Raw genomic sequence first — 17,865 nt, 5'->3', positions numbered from 1 at the left:
ATGAAAGGATTCAAAACTCTAGCCGCTGGCCTACTAGCGAGCTTATTTATGGTTTCTGGCGTACAAGCAGAAGCGCCTAAAAACTTATCTGAACTACTTAAAAACGTAAAATCAGAAAGCATCGTTGAGTCGAAAGAGAACAAAGCCCGTGAAGCTGAGTTCAAGAACAACCGCGATAAGCAAGCGGCATTATTGCAACAAGCTCGCGAAGAGTTAGCTGCGCAGCAAGCTCTGGGCGATCAACTTAAAGCAACCTTTGATGAAAACGATAAGCAGCTAACTGAACTAACAGAAACCCTACGTGTTCGCTCTGGTACTTTGGGCGAAATGTTTGGTGTGGTCCGCCAGTATGCGGGAGAGTTTAAGGGCTTATTTGCAGCCTCTCAAAACGCTGTTCAGTTCCCAGAGCGTGACGCTCTACTAACGAAACTGGCTGAAAGTAAAGAACTGCCGTCAACACAAGAGCTAGAAGCTTTCTGGCATACCATTCTTCAACAAGTGGTTGCTTCTGGCGAAACTGCAACAACCCAAGCAACGGTTGTTTATGGCGAAGGTAAAGAAGCGGTTCGCGATGTCACTCTTGTCGGTGAATTTAACGCGATTGCCGATGGTAAGTACGTTACTTATGTACCTCAAACAGGTAAGTTCGAAGAACTCTCTCGACAGCCTCGCACCAATATTACACGTCATGTTGCAGGATTTGAGTCAGCATCAAACAGCTATGAGCCATTGTTTATTGACCCATCCCGTGGGGTCATTCTGTCTCTACTTGTACAAAGCCCTACCGTTCAAGAACGTATTGATCAAGGTGGCATTGTAGGTTACGTCATCCTTGGTATGGGTGCAGTTGGCGCTATCATTGCTCTTGTTTGCTTCCTACGCCTTCAAGTGATTGGCGGCAAAATGCGTAAGCAAGCAAAATCAGAAACCGTGATTCCTGGCAACCCATTGGGTGAAGTTATCCAAGCTTACCAAGAGCACAAAGGTGACAACCTTGAAGATCTGGAAGCGAAGCTGGACGAAATCATTCTACGTAACGCTCCAAGCATTGAACGCTTCATCAGTTCAATCAAGCTATTTGCTTCTGTAGCTCCTCTACTTGGTCTACTGGGTACGGTAATGGGTATGATCGGCACATTCCAAGCCATCACTCTGTTCGGTACCGGCGACCCTAAACTGATGGCTGGCGGTATTTCTGAAGCTCTTGTTACCACTATGCTAGGTCTGGTTGTCGCAATTCCATTGCTGTTCCTTTACACCATCGTACACAGCAAAGGTCGTCGTTTGGTTCAAACTCTTGAAGAACAGAGTGCAGGCTTCATCGCTCGCTATCAGGAAAAACTGCATAAAGCCGAAAGCTAAGGAGGCGTTATGTGGTGGTTAGTTGGAGAACTTGAATCAATTAGGCGCTTCTTGGGAATGGGTGGCGATGTACTCGTCGCCATCTTCATCCTCAGCTTTATGCTGTGGGCAGTATTGTTAGAACGTTGGTTCTATTTTGCTGCCGTCGCTCCAAAAGCCATGAAAAAAGCCGTTGGCTCATGGCAAGGGCGCTCAGAGCATCAAAGTTGGAACGCTAAGATGATCCGACAAGAAATCGTTTCTCGTCAGGACATTGAGAATAAAAAGGGACTACCAATCGTGAAAGTATTGATTGCACTTTGTCCCCTACTGGGTCTACTCGGCACCGTTGTCGGCATGATCCAAGTATTCGACATCTTAGCGGTAACAGGAACAGGAAGCCCTCGAGCAATGGCCTCGGGGATCTCAAAGGCAACAATCCCAACTTTAGCCGGGATGGTGGCTTCTCTATCAGGACTGTTCTTTAGTTCACGTCTTGATCATTTAGCCAAAGTCACAACGCAAAAGCTGGAAGATAAGCTAAAGCATATTGCCTGAGTAAATGGAATTAGAGGTATAGGTCATGAAAAGACGCTATAGCAGTGATAGCAGTGATGAAACCGCTATCGATATGACACCGATGCTCGACATCGTATTTATCATGTTGATCTTCTTTATCGTAACAACATCGTTCGTAAAAGAAGCAGGTCTGGAAGTAAACCGTCCGACGGCAAGCTCAGCGCAAACCGTTAAGAAAGGTAACATCATGGTCGCAGTTGGTGCGGCGGGTGATGTTTGGGTTGATAAACGCCGCATCGAAGTGGACGCGGTTCGCGCGAATATTGAACGTCTTCGTGCAGAAAGTCCTGATGGCGCAGTTGTTATCCAAGCCGACACTGAAGCAAATGCTGGCGTAGTCGTGAAGGTTATGGACCAGATCAAAATGGCAGGTGTAGAAAGCATCTCCATTGCCGCAACCAATAAGGATTAAGCTTATGCGGTATCTGGCCTCAATTGCACTGGCGCTCATTGTCTCCCTCGGGTTGTTCTGGGGGATGGACAAGCTAGTAAACAAAGAGCGCCACGAGTTAGTGTCGAATGATGACCTGCGTATGGTCGAGTTTATTCGCATTAAACCAGAAGAAAAAATACAGGAGAAAAAACGCGAACTTCCAAAACCACCACCACCTAAGCGTCCGCCGCCGCCGCCAGAAATGAAAGTGACAGCGACAGTAAAACCGGTGATGGAGCAGACCCCAATGGATATGCCAAAACTTGACCTACCCGTAAATGTTACAGGTGGCTCGGTGCTTGGACATTATAGCCAGGGTGGAGGTGCACAATTAGCGGGTAGCGGAGGTCCGACCCCTCTTGCAACATTCCAGCCTCAAATGCCTAGAAAGGCTGCGAAAGCAGGAATTGAAAAAGGGGTTGTCTTACTAGAGTTTACTGTAAACGCACGTGGTGCCGTAGAGGACATCAAAGTTCTTAAAGAGCAACCACGACGCTTAGGCCTCGGTCGAGCGGCAAGAAAAACAGTCTCTAAATGGACATTTAAACCAAAATTGGTTGACGGGAAACCTGTTAGCTCACGCCTATCGCAAGAAATAGAGTTCTCAACCAATTAAGGAGTCACGATGAAAAGTTTATGGAAAAGCAAAGTGGCTTCTTTAATTCTCTTCGCAGGAGTGGCAATGGCCGCTCCTACGATGGCAAAAGAAGCTCCTCAGTTATCAGACCGGACATTTCGAACCGTCAACAAAGTGCAAGAGTTGATCGCAACTGAAAAATATTCAGCAGCGAAAGAAAAATTAGCAAGCGCTTTAGAAAGCACAAGTTCGAAAAAATACGACCGAGCAGTTTTACTTCAGCAAACGGGCTTTTTGTATTCGCTACAAGACAATTATGTGCAAGCCGCGAAATACTTTGCCGAAGCATTAAAGCTCGATGCGCTTCCCGTTCCAGTCGCTCAACAAGTTCGCTACAGCTTGGCTCAGCTTTACCTAGCTGAAGAGAAGTACACGTTGTCTGTGAAAACGATGAAAGAATGGTTCAAAGTTGCAGAAACAACCAAAGAGAAGCCTCAAGCTCATGCTTATATCACGTTAGCAAGCGCTTATGTCCAGTTGGAAGATTACAGAAATGCAATCCCACCAACCAAAAAAGCAATTGCGATGAGCAAGAGCCCAAGTGAGTCTTGGTACTTAATTCTCGTTGCCTCTCACTACGAGTTAGGCCAGCTGAAAAGCGTTGCCAGTGTGCTTAAAACCCTTACTTCAAAGTACCCTCAGAAAAAGCGTTACTGGATGCAACTTTCTGGCGTTTATATGGAGTTGGGTCAAGAGCAAAACTCTTTAGCAACCTTAGAAATGGTTTACAAAATGGGGAAACTGGAAGGAGAGAAAGAGTACTTACGTTTTGTAAACTTCTTAGCTTACCAAGGTATTCCATATAAAGCGGCCAAAACTCTTGAGAAGGAGATGGCATCTGGAAACATTGAAAAGACGAAGGAAAACTATGATCGCTTGGCCAGCTTCTGGCAGCAAGCTAAAGAGCTAGATAAATCGATTCTCGCTTATAAAAAGTCATATTACATCGCTCCTTCTGCTAAAACGCAAATTCAGATTGCTCGCTTAATGGTACAAGACAAGCAGTATTCTGAAGCGACTCGCTTTGTAGAAAACGCAGCATCGAATGCCTCTAAAGAGCAAAAGGCAGAACTTGAATACATTCGCGGAATGGCCTATTTCGAGCTTAAGCAGCCACAAAAGGCCTTACAGGCAATGAAAGGCGCGGCTCAATCGCCAAAATTTAGGTCTACCGTTAGCCCTTGGATAAATTTCCTAGAATCCCAAGGATAATTTGAAGATTAAGTGTGAGTCAGTCGCACGCCTGGGGAAGTGAAAGCTTCCCCTTTTTTCGTTTGTTTTTGCGCATGCGAGCTCTTTTCAACATTTAAGTAAGACGAAAAGATCAACTGGTAACAAAATAGAGATCATGATACTCTTCGCCTCCATTTTTCTGGCGGGATTATCACCAATATCCATCCCTTTGGTGGTTGATTTATCATTGCCAGTGCTATCGTTATAAGAATGTCGGACTTTCCTTCGGCACTCAATCAATCCAATCAAAAGTGGAACAGTACAATGGGCAAAGGTACTCTCTATATCGTATCTGCACCTAGCGGCGCAGGTAAATCTAGCTTGATCTCAGCGATGTTGGAACGCAATCCAACCTACGCAATGAAAGTGTCTGTGTCTCATACCACGCGTAACATGCGACCTGGTGAAGAAAATGGTGTCCACTACCATTTTGTAGCGAAAGATGAGTTTGAAGCGCTGATCGCTAAAGGTGATTTCCTAGAATACGCTGAAGTGTTTGGTAATTATTACGGCACCTCTCGTGTGTGGATTGAAGAAACGCTAAATAAAGGTATCGACGTTTTTCTAGATATCGACTGGCAAGGCGCACGTCAAATCCGTGAGCAAATGCCTGAAGCCAAAAGCATCTTCATCCTGCCACCATCAAACGGTGAGCTAGAGCGTCGCTTGAACACTCGTGGTCAAGATAGCGATGAAGTGATCGCAAAACGTATGGCTGAAGCCAAGTCAGAAATCTCTCATTACAGCGAATACGACTACGTGATCGTAAACGACGATTTTGATACCGCTTTGATGGACTTTAAAGCCATCTTGCGTGCAGAGAGATTGAAGGAAGAAAAGCAAGCTGCTAAATATAAAGGTATGCTTGACGCGTTGTTAGCAGAGTAACTTCAAAAAAGTCACGCTGTAAAACATAAAGAATTTCTCGTTTTTTGCTCAGTGCGAAAAACACAATAAACTACCTGAGAAAGTCCACAAACGGTGGCTTGTCTAATTGCTAGTAAATAAAGTAGTTAGGTTGTATACTTTCTCGTCATTCTAAAATTTTAGTTAACTATTTGGAGTCCTCATGGCACGCGTAACTGTTCAAGACGCTGTTGAAAAAGTTGGCAACCGTTTCGACCTAGTACTGATTGCGGCTCGCCGCGCTCGTCAAATGCAAACTGGCGGTAAAGATGCACTAGTGCCAGAAGAGAACGATAAGCCAACGGTTATCGCTCTACGCGAAATCGAAGAAGGTTTAATTACTAAAGAAGTTCTAGACGCTCGTGAACGTCAAGAACAGCAAGAGCAAGAAGCGGCAGAGCTAGCGGCAGTAAGCAGCATCGCTCACAACCGTTAATTCTGACTTTAGAATTCAACAACCTCCCGGGCCTATAATTTGTATCTATTCGATAGCCTCAAAGACGTTGCCCAAGAATACCTAACAGAGCCTCAGATTGAGGCTCTGCGTCAATCTTATGTGGTAGCGAGAGATGCCCATGAAGGGCAAACCCGCTCTAGCGGTGAACCATACATCATCCACCCTGTCGCTGTGGCTCGTATCTTGGCCGAAATGCGCCTTGATATCGAAACCCTCCAAGCTGCTTTGCTGCATGACGTCATTGAAGACTGTGATGTAACTAAAGAAGATCTCGAAGAGAAATTCGGCAACACTGTCGCAGAATTGGTTGATGGTGTATCTAAACTGGACAAACTCAAATTCCGCGATAGGAAAGAGGCTCAGGCTGAGAACTTTCGTAAGATGGTTCTGGCCATGGTGCAAGATATCCGCGTCATTCTGATCAAACTAGCTGACCGCACGCACAACATGCGTACGCTTGGCGCGCTTCGACCAGATAAAAAACGTCGTATTGCTCGTGAAACGTTAGAGATTTACGCGCCACTCGCTCATCGTCTTGGTATTCACAATATCAAAACCGAACTCGAAGAGCTGGGCTTTGAAGCGCTATATCCCAACCGCTACCGCGTACTAAAAGAAGTGGTAAAAGCGGCACGCGGCAATCGTAAAGAGATGATCCAACGCATTCACAGCGAAATAGAAGGCCGTCTGCAAGACTTCGGCTTGAATGCTCGCGTCGTTGGTCGTGAGAAAAACCTGTTCTCTATCTACAACAAGATGAAAACCAAAGAACAGCGCTTTCACACCATCATGGATATCTATGCGTTCCGAGTCGTTGTTGATACCGCTGATACTTGTTATCGCGTTTTAGGCCAAGTACACAGCTTGTATAAGCCACGTCCTGGTCGCATGAAAGATTACATCGCGGTACCAAAGGCAAACGGCTATCAATCGCTACACACTTCCATGGTTGGCCCACACGGCGTACCTGTTGAAGTACAGATCCGTACTGAAGATATGGATCAAATGGCGGACAAAGGTGTCGCGGCGCACTGGTCTTATAAAGACAAAGGCGACAAATCTGGCACCACTGCGCAAGTGAAAGCTCAGCGTTGGATGCAAAGCCTGTTAGAGCTACAACAAAGCGCGGGTAACTCATTCGAATTCATTGAAAACGTAAAATCCGATCTTTTCCCAGATGAGATTTACGTCTTCACACCAAAAGGTCGTATCGTTGAATTACCTTTAGGCGCAACGGCCGTCGACTTTGCCTATGCCGTACATACCGATGTAGGCAACTCTTGTGTTGGTGCTCGTGTTGACCGTAACCCTTACCCATTGAGTAAGGCATTGAAAAACGGTCAGACGGTGGAAATTATCAGTGCCCCTGGTGCGCGTCCGAATGCGGCATGGCTAAACTATGTCGTGACTTCTCGTGCCCGCACTAAGATTCGACAAGTACTGAAAACGATGCGTCGTGAAGAGTCGATTACTTTAGGTCGCCGCCTACTTAATCATGCACTTGGCCGCCACTCGATTGATTCAATTTATCCAGAAAATATCCAAGAAGTCTTGAATGATCTTCGTCTAGAAAGCATCGATGATTTATTGGCTGCTATTGGATTGGGTGAGTTGATGAGCATTGTGATCGCACGCCGTCTCCTTGGTGACACCGAAGAACTCACGACAACAAGCTCAATCCCAACTGACTCGAAGAAGAAGCTTCCGATTCGTGGCGCAGAAGGCTTATTGCTGACGTTTGCAAATTGTTGTCATCCTATCCCAGATGATCACATTATTGCTCACGTATCGCCTGGTCGTGGTTTGGTTGTTCACCGAGAAACATGTCCGAACGTTCGTGGTTATCAGAAAGAGCCAGACCGTTATATGGCTGTCGCTTGGTCTGACGACTACGACAAAGAGTTTATTGCTGAACTTAAAGTCGACATGCTGAACAACCAAGGTGCTCTTGCAGAACTGACCAACGTGATCTCGAAAACAGGATCAAACATTCATGGTCTTTCAACGGAAGAGCGTGATGGTCGTTTGTACACTGTGACTGTGCTGTTGACGACGAAAGATCGTGTCCACCTTGCTGGTATCATGCGTAAGATTAAGGCAATGCCTCAAGCAACCCGAGTCAGACGCAGAAAGAACTAACCTCTATCGCCACCTACTCTGTTAGGTGGCGATTTTTTATACCTCAATAAATATGAACCTAGAACGTTACAACCGTATTCACCAAGTCCTAAAAACTCGCCAAACTGATCTGACACTTTGTCTCGAAGAAGTACATAAGCCAAACAACGTCTCTGCCGTGATCCGCACCGCTGACGCGACAGGTTTACACAAAGTTCATGCCATTTGGCCTGACAAAATGCGTACGCTGAGCCATACCTCAGCTGGCGCGCGTAACTGGGTTGAAGTGGATACTCACGATTCCATTGAAACTGCGATTACCGAACTGAAAGCGCAAGGTATGCAGGTTTTGGTGACCAATCTTTCGGACACCGCCGTCGATTTTCGCGAGATCGACTACACCAAACCAACGGCCATTATTTTAGGCAGCGAAAAAGTTGGCGCTTCAGAGCAAGCCAAACAGCTTGCCGATCAAGACATTATTATCCCAATGGTCGGCATGGTACAGTCACTAAACGTATCGGTTGCCAGTGCCGTAATTTTGTATGAAGCGCAACGTCAACGTGAAGCCGCAGGCATGTACGACCGAGAAGAAAGCGCTCTACCTAAAGAGGCAATCAACCGTATTCTCTTTGAACGTGGCCACCCGGTGCTGGCAAAAGTCGCGAAACGAAAAGGGCTCGTTTACCCGCCACTCGATGAAGAAGGTCAAATCATCGCCGATGACGCGTGGTGGCAAGAGATGCAAAGCAAGTAACAGGCTTTCGTCATCCTGAACAGCGACGAAGGAGCGTGATTCAGGATCTAATTCCCGAGTGTGCTGATGCTGATAGTGTTAACTTCAACGACATACTTGTTGGAAATAGATTCCTGATGTCGCTAGGCTCCTCGGAATGACAGGTTATCAGTCAAATCATGACACTAACTAAAGCATGACTATTTTTTCCTGTACAAAAACACAGCTCCATGGTTAACATACTGCTATGTTAACCATTTTCTTGAGCCCTCTATGTCCGCCCAAATGTTATCTGCCGTCCCATTAACCTCCCTTTCTGGGGTTGGCGCGAAAGTCGCAGAAAAACTCGCCAAAGTTGGCTTACATAGCGTTCAAGATTTGCTGTTTCATCTTCCACTGCGCTACGAAGATCGTACCCGTATTTATCCTATTGCTAAACTGCATGCTGGCCTTTGGGCGGCCGTGCAAGGCAAGGTCATGGCAGTCGATACCATCTTCGGTAAGCGCAAAATGTTAACGGTAAAAATCAGCGACGGTAATGGCACTATCACGCTGCGCTTTTTCAACTTTACCGCGGCCATGAAGAACAATTTCACACAAGGTAAGTTAGTACATGCTTACGGTGAAATTAAGCGCGGTGGAATGGGCTTGGAAATTGTTCATCCTGACTACAAGTTTTACGTCAGCGATCAAAAGCCCGATGTAGAACAGAGCTTAACCCCTGTTTATCCCACTACAGATGGTTTACGCCAAATCACATTGCGCAACCTTACCGAACAAGCTTTAGCGCTGCTTGATAAAACCGCAGTGCAGGAATTACTTCCAGCCGGGCTGTATAACCATCAAATCACGATGTCGCAAGCGCTGCACACCATTCATCGCCCACCACCAACCATTAATTTAGATGAGTTTGACGAAGGCAAACATCCTGCTCAAATCCGCTTGATCATGGAAGAGTTGCTCGCACAAAACTTATCGATGCTGGCGGTGCGTAGCAAAGGCCAGAAGGATTCAGCGTTACCTCTCGGTCCTTGCAATAAACTAAAAACGCAGCTTTTAGCCCAACTGCCTTTCTCTCCTACGAACGCTCAAACCCGAGTAGTACAAGAGATTGAAACCGATTTAGAAAAACCCCACCCAATGATGCGCCTAGTGCAAGGTGATGTGGGATCGGGGAAGACGTTGGTTGCCGCTCTGGCCGCCGTTCGTGCCATTGAGCACGGCTATCAGGTGGCACTCATGGCACCAACCGAACTATTGGCTGAGCAACACGCGATCAACTTCGCCAACTGGTTTGAAACAATGGACATTCAAGTCGGTTGGTTAGCGGGCAAACTCAAAGGTAAGGCAAAGGAAGCCGAGCTGGCTCGCATTGCCAGTGGTGAAGCACAAATGGTAGTGGGTACTCACGCGCTATTCCAAGAGCACGTTGAATTTCATCACCTTGCTTTGGTCATCATTGATGAACAGCACCGCTTCGGTGTCCATCAGCGATTAGAGTTACGTGAAAAAGGCGCAAAACAAGGCGCCTACCCACATCAGTTGATCATGACGGCAACGCCTATTCCTCGCACGTTAGCGATGACCGCATACGCTGACCTGGAAACTTCCGTGATTGACGAACTGCCTCCGGGTCGAACGCCGATTCAAACCGTCGCCATTCCTGACACAAAACGTGACGACATCGTCGAGCGTGTCCGAAATGCCTGTTTAAACGAAGGTAAGCAGGCATATTGGGTGTGTACTCTGATTGATGAGTCGGAAGTATTAGAAGCACAAGCCGCGGCTGATACCGCTGAAGAGCTTCAACGTAAGCTACCGGACGTAAAAATTGGTCTAGTACACGGCCGAATGAAGCCGGCAGAGAAACAAGCGGTGATGCAAGATTTCAAAGACAATAAACTGCATTTGCTGGTCGCAACGACCGTGATAGAAGTGGGCGTAGACGTGCCAAACTCTAGCTTGATGATCATCGAAAACCCCGAACGTCTCGGTTTAGCACAATTACACCAGCTAAGAGGTCGCGTGGGCCGAGGTTCCGTTGCTAGCCATTGTGTGCTGCTGTACCACTCTCCACTGTCGAAAACCGCGCAAAAACGTCTCGGAGTACTACGTGAAAGTAACGATGGCTTCGTCATTGCACAGAAAGACCTAGAAATTCGTGGCCCGGGCGAACTATTGGGTACAAAACAGACTGGTCTTGCTGATTTCAAAATCGCAGACTTAGTTCGAGATCAACGTCTGATTCCCGAAGTTCAGCGCATTGCGCGTCATATTCATGACAATTACCCGAATAACGCAACAGCAATTATTGATCGCTGGTTGGGTGAGCGGGATATTTACTCCAAAGCATAGTGATTAAAAGCGAGCCAAATGGCTCGTTTTTTAATACACTAAAAACCAAAGCAATCGTTTGCTTTTTAGGTAAATCTCTCTATAATCGCGCACAAATTTTTAAGTGTGTTGCATCACACTCCACCAACCTGAGTTGACTCTGATTAACAGCAATCACAGGTAACGACGTCAACTCCACCCTGCTCTCCCATTCAGCGAGATCTGGGAATATATTGCGACTAGCGAGACAAACAATGACAACTTCAAACCGATCTTCGGAACTGGTCTATCAACTCAATGATCGACCACCTTTGCCTCAAACCATTTTTGCCGCACTTCAGCACTTATTGGCGATGTTCGTCGCGGTTATCACTCCGTCACTGATCATCTGTCAGTCTCTGGGTGTACCAGCAGACCAAACGAATACCATCATCAGCATGTCTTTATTTGCGTCAGGCGTGTCTTCGTTTATTCAAATTCGCACCTTTGGCCCAATTGGCTCTGGTTTACTCTCTGTTCAAGGCACCAGCTTTAACTTTTTAGGCCCTATTATTGGTGCAGGCCTATCGCTAAAAGCTGGTGGTGCAGACATCAGCACCATGATGGCAGCCATTTTTGGTACGATTTTAGTCGCATCATTTGCAGAGATTTTCCTATCTCGCGTATTAGAGCATGCTCGTCGCATTATCACTCCGCTCGTTTCAGGCATTGTCGTCACTCTTATCGGTCTCACACTAATTCAAGTCGGCTTAGTATCAATGGGCGGTGGCTACGCGGCATTAAATGAGGGAACCTTCGGCAGCTTAGACAAACTTGCTCTGGCTGGGACGGTACTTGGATTAATTGTGATTTTAAACCGCTCTAAAAACCCATACATCCGTGTGGCTTCGATTGTGATTGCGATGCTGGTAGGCTATATCATGGCGTATTTTATGGGGATGGTAGATACTTCTCAGCTAGGCACAACCGAGATCGTAGCACTGCCCGTACCAATGCAATATGGCTTATCGTTTGACTGGTCTCTGTTCATTCCGCTGGTACTGATTTTCTTTATTACCGCACTAGAAGCCATCGGCGATATTACCGCCACATCCGAAGTGTCTGGCGAGCCAGTAAAAGGCCCTGTGTACATGAAACGCATTAAGGGGGGTGTACTAGCAGACGGCTTAAACTCTGCAATCGCAGCCGTGTTTAACAGTTTCCCGAACTCCACCTTTAGCCAGAATAACGGCATCATTATGCTAACAGGGGTTGCGAGCCGCTACGTGGGTTACTTTATTTCTGGCATGTTAGTGATTCTTGGCTTGTTTCCTGGCGTCGCTAGCTTTGTTCAGCTGATTCCTGAGCCAGTACTTGGCGGCGCAACGATTGTCATGTTTGGTACGATTGCTGCCGCTGGTGTGCGTATTATCTCTCGTGTTGAGCTCGATCGCCGCGCAATTCTGATCATGGCCTTATCCTTCTCAATGGGACTTGGTATCGCACAAAAACCAGAGATCCTGCAATTTATGCCAGAATTTATTAAGAGTATTTTCTCAACTGGTGTTGCAGCAGGTGGCATCACAGCGATCATTTTAAACCTACTTCTGCCAGAGAAACTGGAAGACGAAGATGAACTTCCTCAAGAAGTGAAAGAGTCTTAATAAGATTGTAGAGAAAAGCAAAGCCCAACCTGTTTAGGTTGGGCTTTTTGTTTTAAATGGTACAGTCACCGACTTACTTGGTAGGAAAGCTGATTTGAGCGATTAAACCGCCTTCACTGCGATTACGCATCACCACAGAGCCTGAGTGCTGGCTGATTATACGCTTCACTATCGCCAGCCCAAGCCCTGTACCTTCACTGCCGCGAGCTGTATCACCACGCGTAAAGGGTTCAAATAATTTTGCGATTTGAGAATGCTCGATACCCGGCCCGTTGTCTTCTACCGATATCCACACTAGCTGCTTATCTGCCGTCACACCGGTACTGATTTTGACCCAGCCATTGCCGTAACGCAGTGCATTGACAACTAAATTACTGATCGCCCGTTTAATCGCAATGGCGCTTCCTTTGGCTGGTGGCAGGTTAGGATTAAGATCCGTTTCAATTTCAGCCTCATAACCACCTTCCGAACTGGCGACATCACTGGCAATCGTACTGATATCCACAGGTTCAAACGATTCTTTGTTCACCGGTTTGAGGTAGTCCATAAACTGACTAATGATCTCATTACACTCTTCCGTATCGCTAATGATCCCTTCAGCAAGGTAGCTGTCCTCGGGAGACATCATTTCTGTCGCTAAGCGAATGCGCGTCAGCGGTGTTCGCAAGTCATGGCTAATCCCCGCCATTAATAAGGCTCGGTCTTCTTCTAGCTCTTGAATACCTTTCGACATTTGATTAAAGGCTCGAGTTACAGAGCGAATCTCCGATGCGCCTTTCTCTGCTAAGGGGGGCGGGATCTCACCTCGACCGACGTCTTTCGCGGCTCTCTCTAAAGCCAAAAGTGGACGGTTTTGCAAACGAATAAACAACCAACCACCAGCAATGATCAGCAGCGCCATAATCAAACTGTTACGAAACAGCGGTGCAAAATCTTCTTCTTGCAGCTCAGATAACGGAATACGAATGATGGAGTTCGGCAACTTTTCGATGTGCATCCACAAAATGTAACTTTCATCGCCAAGCAATAAGCGTACTTCTGTAGGCGAACCCAGCTCTTGGCTCATTTCTTCAGACATCAAATCAATCGACATCGCGTGATGAAATTCAACCGCTTTATCGCTGTCAAGGCTGTGAACCGTCACCCCCAGCCTTTCTAATAATTGACGTCTCAGCGGTGCATCAGATTTTAATGGCCCTTCATCATCAAGCACCAAATTGAGCTCATGGGCGAGAATTTTATTGAACTGCTGCAAACTCGGCATCAACGCGTAGTTAAAAACGGCGTAGTAAGAGAAAACTTGGCTAGCGAGAAGCAAAGAGATGAACAGCAGAATAGATTGTGTCAGTGAACTTCGGATGCGCATGGAACGTTCCTGGTGGTCCTAATCGCGAAATTTCAGCCTTCGAAGGGAAGGACTTGAAGGCTGAAGTTGCTATAGCCAAGTGCTGGCTATGGAGTGAGGAGATTACACCTCTTTGCCGTCTGGGACGAAAACGTAACCTAAGCCCCACACGGTTTGAATGTAGCGTGGCTTGCTTGGATCGTCTTCTAACATGCGACGCAAACGTGAGATTTGCACATCAATAGAACGTTCCATCGCAGAATATTCTCGGCCACGTGCCATGTTCATCAATTTGTCTCGTGACATCGGCTCTCGCGCATTCGTCACGAGCGCTTTCAGGACAGCAAACTCTCCTGAGGTCAGTGGCATTGCCTCGTCACCGCGGAACATCTCGCGAGTGCCTAGATTGAGTCGGAACTCGCCAAACTCCACTACTTTTTCTTCGGTGCTTGGCGCGCCCGGCAACTCTACGGTTTGACGGCGTAGTACGGCTTTAATGCGAGCGAGTAATTCACGTGGGTTAAATGGTTTTGGCAAATAATCATCCGCCCCCACTTCCAGACCCACAATACGGTCCACTTCATCACCTTTCGCGGTGAGCATTAAGATTGGCAGCATGTTGTTCGCGTGGCGTAGACGACGACAAATCGACAAACCGTCTTCACCTGGCAACATTAGGTCCAGCACCATTAAATGAAAGTTTTCGCGCGTTAGTAGGCGATCCATCTGTTCGCCATTAGCGACACTTCGGACCTGAAAACCTTGCTCAGAAAGGTAACGCTCCAATAGAGCACGTAAACGAGCATCGTCATCAACCACTAAAATTTTATGATTTTCTTGCATTGAAACATCCTTTCAGAAGCATCTATTGTCGAAAATGTATCACTGTTTTTCCTAACGTGCTCAAGCAAATTGTTACTCTTTTTATCTTAAGCGCTTTATTTTCTCTCTAGCAGGTATTTTCAGCACCTACTATTGGCCATAATTCCATTCCAGTTCACGTTTGGCCTCAAGCAACTCTTGTTGTGCTTCTGCCAATTTGTGACGTTTTTTCTCGATTTTGTCTGCTTTCCCTGAACGCTGCGCTTCCGCTAGTTCTTGCTCACGCACCTCAACGTCTCGCGCCTTTTCGTCCACTTCCGCTTGCAGTTCTTGACGCAGTTCACCTTCCGAACATTCATTCTGGATAGCGGTAAGTGCCTGTTCTAAGCCTTTAATTCGATGTTCATTACCTTGTGCTTTCGCATACTCAAGCTGCTGTTCTACCGCTAACTCTTTGGCGTCACAGCCTTTCACTTCATCTTGAGCAAAAACTGAGAGTGAGAATCCTATTGTTAGTGCAGCACCACACATGACTGCTTTGTTCATTTTACTTCTCCGATAAAGGCACCATGCCTTTGTATCCAATAAGCTGACGTTGAGACTCAAGTCACTTCTAGTGAACTTCAAGAGACTTGAATCAGTGATAAAGCCTCAGTCTTCCAAGGCTGGTTTGTTGTATTCAATCGAGTTAATGAACCACTCTTTTTCACCTTCTGGGGTGCGTACCGTGAATTCTTCATCCACTTGCTTTTTCAACATCGCTCGCGCCATAGGTGAATCGATAGAGATGTAGTCTTTCGCATCTCCATAAATCTCTTCAGGCCCAACTATGCGGAACTTCTTCACCTCTCCAGCCTCATTTTCTATTTCAACCCAAGCACCAAAAAAGACTTTGCCTTCTTGCTGCGGAGAATAGTCAACGATCGTGACTTCAGGCAGAAACTTGCGAAGAAATCGAACACGACGATCGATCTGACGAAGCAGACGTTTGTTGAAGGTGTAATCCGCATTTTCTGAGCGATCGCCCAGGCTCGCCGCCCAAGTGACGATTTTGGTGATTTCAGGACGCTTTTCATTCCAAAGGTAATCATGCTCTTGTTTGAGTTTGTTATAACCTTCACGGGTAATCAGCTTAGTTTTCAAGTTAACTCCTATCTCAACTAAAAAATGCCGCTCTTGAGCAGCATTAAGGAGATGATATACCCAAAGCACTGGCTTCGTTCGGGCTTTGGGTATCAAGATAATAAGGCGGCCAGAGTGCTACTTTTCGTAATCTGGTTTTTGCGTCACGATGTAATTCGTATCACTCGAAACAACCGCGCCATGTTTTAGGAAGTTTTTACCTAAAATCATGCTGTAATGGAAGCGACCTCGGTCTTGCAAATTGACTCGGATCTTCTTCTCTAACTCGCCAAGCTTAACGTGCATTTCTACTACAGGCCGTTCATTGGCCTTTTCTCCTTTTTTGGCCGTTATACGCATGACATCCACCACCTCACGGGTAAACGCCTTGGTCATGCCTAGATCGTTTTCATAAGTAAAGCTCACCATATCTTTACCGTCTTTTTGAAAGCGCTTGATGTCCTTGGCATTAATCGAGCTCACGTCAGCACCAGTGTCCAATTTAACAGGGAAAGACATCCCTTCCACTTCAGCCACTTCGATATGACCAGCTTTGAAAAGCGGTCTTGCATCTAGTAAATGGTCGGCGCGAGTATTCAGCAGCACACCGCCTTTGGCGATGTCATGACCAAAAACGAAAAATGGTTGCGTCTCGTCTTCATCTAGCACATCGAGTGCAAATTCCATTGATGTCTCTTTGCTACCGAAAAGGAAATCGCCATCAACAACGGGACGCACAGTGCTACCCACTTTGAGCTTTTTCACCACGGGCTTGGTAATTTTTTCTTCTTTACCCTCATCGTTCATTAAATAAAACGTGACGGATTCATCCTTACCTTTTTCTGTTACTTCAAAGCCATTTACACGCAGTAATGGCGTTTTCACCGTAAACGTGGGGTAAGCAGGAACGGTATAACCATCAATGGTGACTTGTTCTTCCGGTGAAATCACAAGGGGCTTTGACTTGAGTGCGCTCTTGAACGTTTTTTCAACACCGCCCAATAGGTTTTCTCTGTCGGTATCAATCACAAAGTGTTGGCTCGCGACATCCTGACCCAAACGAATTTGTGAACTGAACTTACTGCGGTCACGCAAATAGACTAACCAACGTTGAGTTTCGTTTTCGTCGATTTTCACTGGTAAGTAGACCAACGGACGCTCGCTCTTAGTGGTTTTCAGCATGCGTACCAAAGGTAACGTCATTGGGTGGCGCTTGCCGTTTTCACCTTCTAGCGTGAAAGAAACTGCATTGTTCTTTTTATCAACCTTGATATCCAGTGCGTGAACGTTGGTGTAGCGGCTGGTGGTTGATATGCTGATCTTGTATGGCACGCCCTCGACTTCCACCGTCTCTTTTTTGCCGATCATTTTTGCGCTTGGTTGCTCTTGAAGATAGTCGTAGCCAGCGAATACCCACGCATTGTTATCGAGATAGGTTTTACCAATCAAGATAGGAGAAGAGAATTGCGTGCGCTTGGTCAGATTCACTTCTGTATCAACGGTATGGCCTGCAATCGTCATCGGCATTTTTATCGTCGGGCGTAAAATAGGCTTTTTGCTTGTTCGACTACGAATGGCGCTCACTCGCTCCAGATCATCGGTAATCTGTATTTCTTTTCCTGTGTAAGGATGAGGAACCGTAAAGCTCACCTTCACTTGATATGGTTTAAAAGTATCGGCATCCCACTTCGCCTTCGTCCCACCTAAATCATCGACAATCGCCCACAACAACTCGTTGTCTTTCAAGTTCTGGTAGTCAGGATGAGAGCTACTGACATGGATGTTCTCTGCATGCATAGACGTGGTGTCAGCACCAGTATCAATCTTGCCAATAAATGGTACCGCTTTTAGCTCTGGAATATCACTGTAGTAAACGCTCTCCACTCGTCCAAGCACCAACTTGTCATCAAGCTGATATACAGGGTCTTGTGTGGTTGCTGATATGGATTGTGCCCAACTAAGCGGGGCGACAAGTAAGGCACTCGTAAGCGCTAACGCCAAAGACATTTTTTTCATCATGATTATCCGTATAAGCCGAGGTACATTTAGTTATATCAATAACCGTGGATATAGGTTAGTCGATAGTTGCGGATATAAGTTCTCAATTTAATTACAGTTTTGACACAAATCTGACTGATGTCCACCAGCGCCCGGTAAAT

General features: G+C 46.4%; 16 protein-coding genes. 11 read left to right on the top strand and 5 right to left on the bottom strand.

All coding sequences use genetic code 11. The features are described from left to right. The 11 genes from ACZ5ZC_RS08745 (at position 1) to ACZ5ZC_RS08695 (ending at position 12,417) form a co-directional block, all read left to right on the top strand. A complete protein-coding gene (locus ACZ5ZC_RS08745) occupies positions 1-1,362 on the top strand; it encodes a MotA/TolQ/ExbB proton channel family protein (RefSeq protein ID WP_065275018.1) in 1,362 nt (453 codons plus the stop codon). Between the two features lie 9 nt (positions 1,363-1,371). After that, positions 1,372-1,899, top strand: a complete 528-nt coding sequence (locus tag ACZ5ZC_RS08740) for a MotA/TolQ/ExbB proton channel family protein (protein ID WP_005379363.1) — start codon at positions 1,372-1,374, stop codon at positions 1,897-1,899. Between the two features lie 25 nt (positions 1,900-1,924). Next, positions 1,925-2,332 (top strand): ExbD/TolR family protein, encoded by a 408-nt coding sequence (locus tag ACZ5ZC_RS08735; protein ID WP_005379359.1) that lies wholly within the window; start codon positions 1,925-1,927, stop codon positions 2,330-2,332. 4 nt (positions 2,333-2,336) lie between these two features. Next, positions 2,337-2,969, top strand: a complete 633-nt coding sequence (locus ACZ5ZC_RS08730; RefSeq protein ID WP_006741809.1) for an energy transducer TonB — start codon at positions 2,337-2,339, stop codon at positions 2,967-2,969. 9 nt (positions 2,970-2,978) lie between these two features. Next, on the top strand, positions 2,979-4,202 hold the full coding sequence (locus ACZ5ZC_RS08725) for a tetratricopeptide repeat protein (RefSeq protein ID WP_464931834.1): 1,224 nt from the start codon (positions 2,979-2,981) through the stop codon (positions 4,200-4,202). Between the two features lie 285 nt (positions 4,203-4,487). Next, positions 4,488-5,111: a guanylate kinase gene (gene gmk, locus ACZ5ZC_RS08720; protein WP_005394946.1), complete on the top strand. Its 624-nt coding sequence runs from the start codon at positions 4,488-4,490 to the stop codon at positions 5,109-5,111. A gap of 181 nt (positions 5,112-5,292) precedes the next feature. After that, positions 5,293-5,565, top strand: a complete 273-nt coding sequence (gene rpoZ / locus ACZ5ZC_RS08715; protein ID WP_005379346.1) for a DNA-directed RNA polymerase subunit omega — start codon at positions 5,293-5,295, stop codon at positions 5,563-5,565. 39 nt (positions 5,566-5,604) lie between these two features. Beyond that, positions 5,605-7,725, top strand: coding sequence for a bifunctional GTP diphosphokinase/guanosine-3',5'-bis pyrophosphate 3'-pyrophosphohydrolase (spoT, locus tag ACZ5ZC_RS08710; protein ID WP_005394948.1), 2,121 nt, complete (start codon positions 5,605-5,607; stop codon positions 7,723-7,725). Positions 7,726-7,777: 52 nt separating this feature from the next. Further along, positions 7,778-8,461, top strand: coding sequence for a tRNA (guanosine(18)-2'-O)-methyltransferase TrmH (gene trmH, locus ACZ5ZC_RS08705; RefSeq protein ID WP_054867799.1), 684 nt, complete (start codon positions 7,778-7,780; stop codon positions 8,459-8,461). A gap of 252 nt (positions 8,462-8,713) precedes the next feature. Then, a complete protein-coding gene (recG, locus tag ACZ5ZC_RS08700) occupies positions 8,714-10,795 on the top strand; it encodes an ATP-dependent DNA helicase RecG (protein WP_464931833.1) in 2,082 nt (693 codons plus the stop codon). 233 nt (positions 10,796-11,028) lie between these two features. Further along, complete coding sequence (locus tag ACZ5ZC_RS08695) at positions 11,029-12,417, top strand: uracil-xanthine permease family protein (RefSeq protein ID WP_046874138.1); 1,389 nt, start codon at positions 11,029-11,031, stop codon at positions 12,415-12,417. A gap of 73 nt (positions 12,418-12,490) precedes the next feature. On the opposite strand, the gene envZ is transcribed toward ACZ5ZC_RS08695, so the two are convergent. From envZ to ACZ5ZC_RS08670, 5 genes are all read right to left on the bottom strand, one after another. Then, positions 12,491-13,783: a two-component system sensor histidine kinase EnvZ gene (gene envZ, locus ACZ5ZC_RS08690; protein WP_047009400.1), complete on the bottom strand. Its 1,293-nt coding sequence runs from the start codon at positions 13,781-13,783 to the stop codon at positions 12,491-12,493. 102 nt (positions 13,784-13,885) lie between these two features. Further along, the gene (gene ompR, locus ACZ5ZC_RS08685; protein WP_005394960.1) at positions 13,886-14,605 is read right to left on the bottom strand and encodes an osmolarity response regulator transcription factor OmpR; all 720 of its coding nucleotides are present in this window, start codon (positions 14,603-14,605) and stop codon (positions 13,886-13,888) included. A gap of 129 nt (positions 14,606-14,734) precedes the next feature. Beyond that, entirely contained in the window at positions 14,735-15,130 is a 396-nt protein-coding gene (locus ACZ5ZC_RS08680) for a DUF1090 domain-containing protein (protein WP_052708167.1), read from the bottom strand. 105 nt (positions 15,131-15,235) lie between these two features. Further along, positions 15,236-15,727 carry a transcription elongation factor GreB gene (gene greB, locus ACZ5ZC_RS08675; RefSeq protein WP_005394962.1) on the bottom strand — a complete coding sequence of 164 codons (492 nt, stop codon included), beginning with the start codon at positions 15,725-15,727 and terminating at the stop codon, positions 15,236-15,238. A gap of 117 nt (positions 15,728-15,844) precedes the next feature. Beyond that, entirely contained in the window at positions 15,845-17,725 is a 1,881-nt protein-coding gene (locus ACZ5ZC_RS08670; RefSeq protein WP_104971142.1) for an ATP-dependent zinc protease family protein, read from the bottom strand. Between the last annotated feature and the right edge of the window lie 140 nt (positions 17,726-17,865).

The sequence above is a fragment of the Vibrio sp. JCM 18905 genome (genome assembly GCF_055393305.1).
Note: the sequence above shows the minus strand (reverse complement) of the source record. Positions and strands in the feature narration are given on the sequence as shown.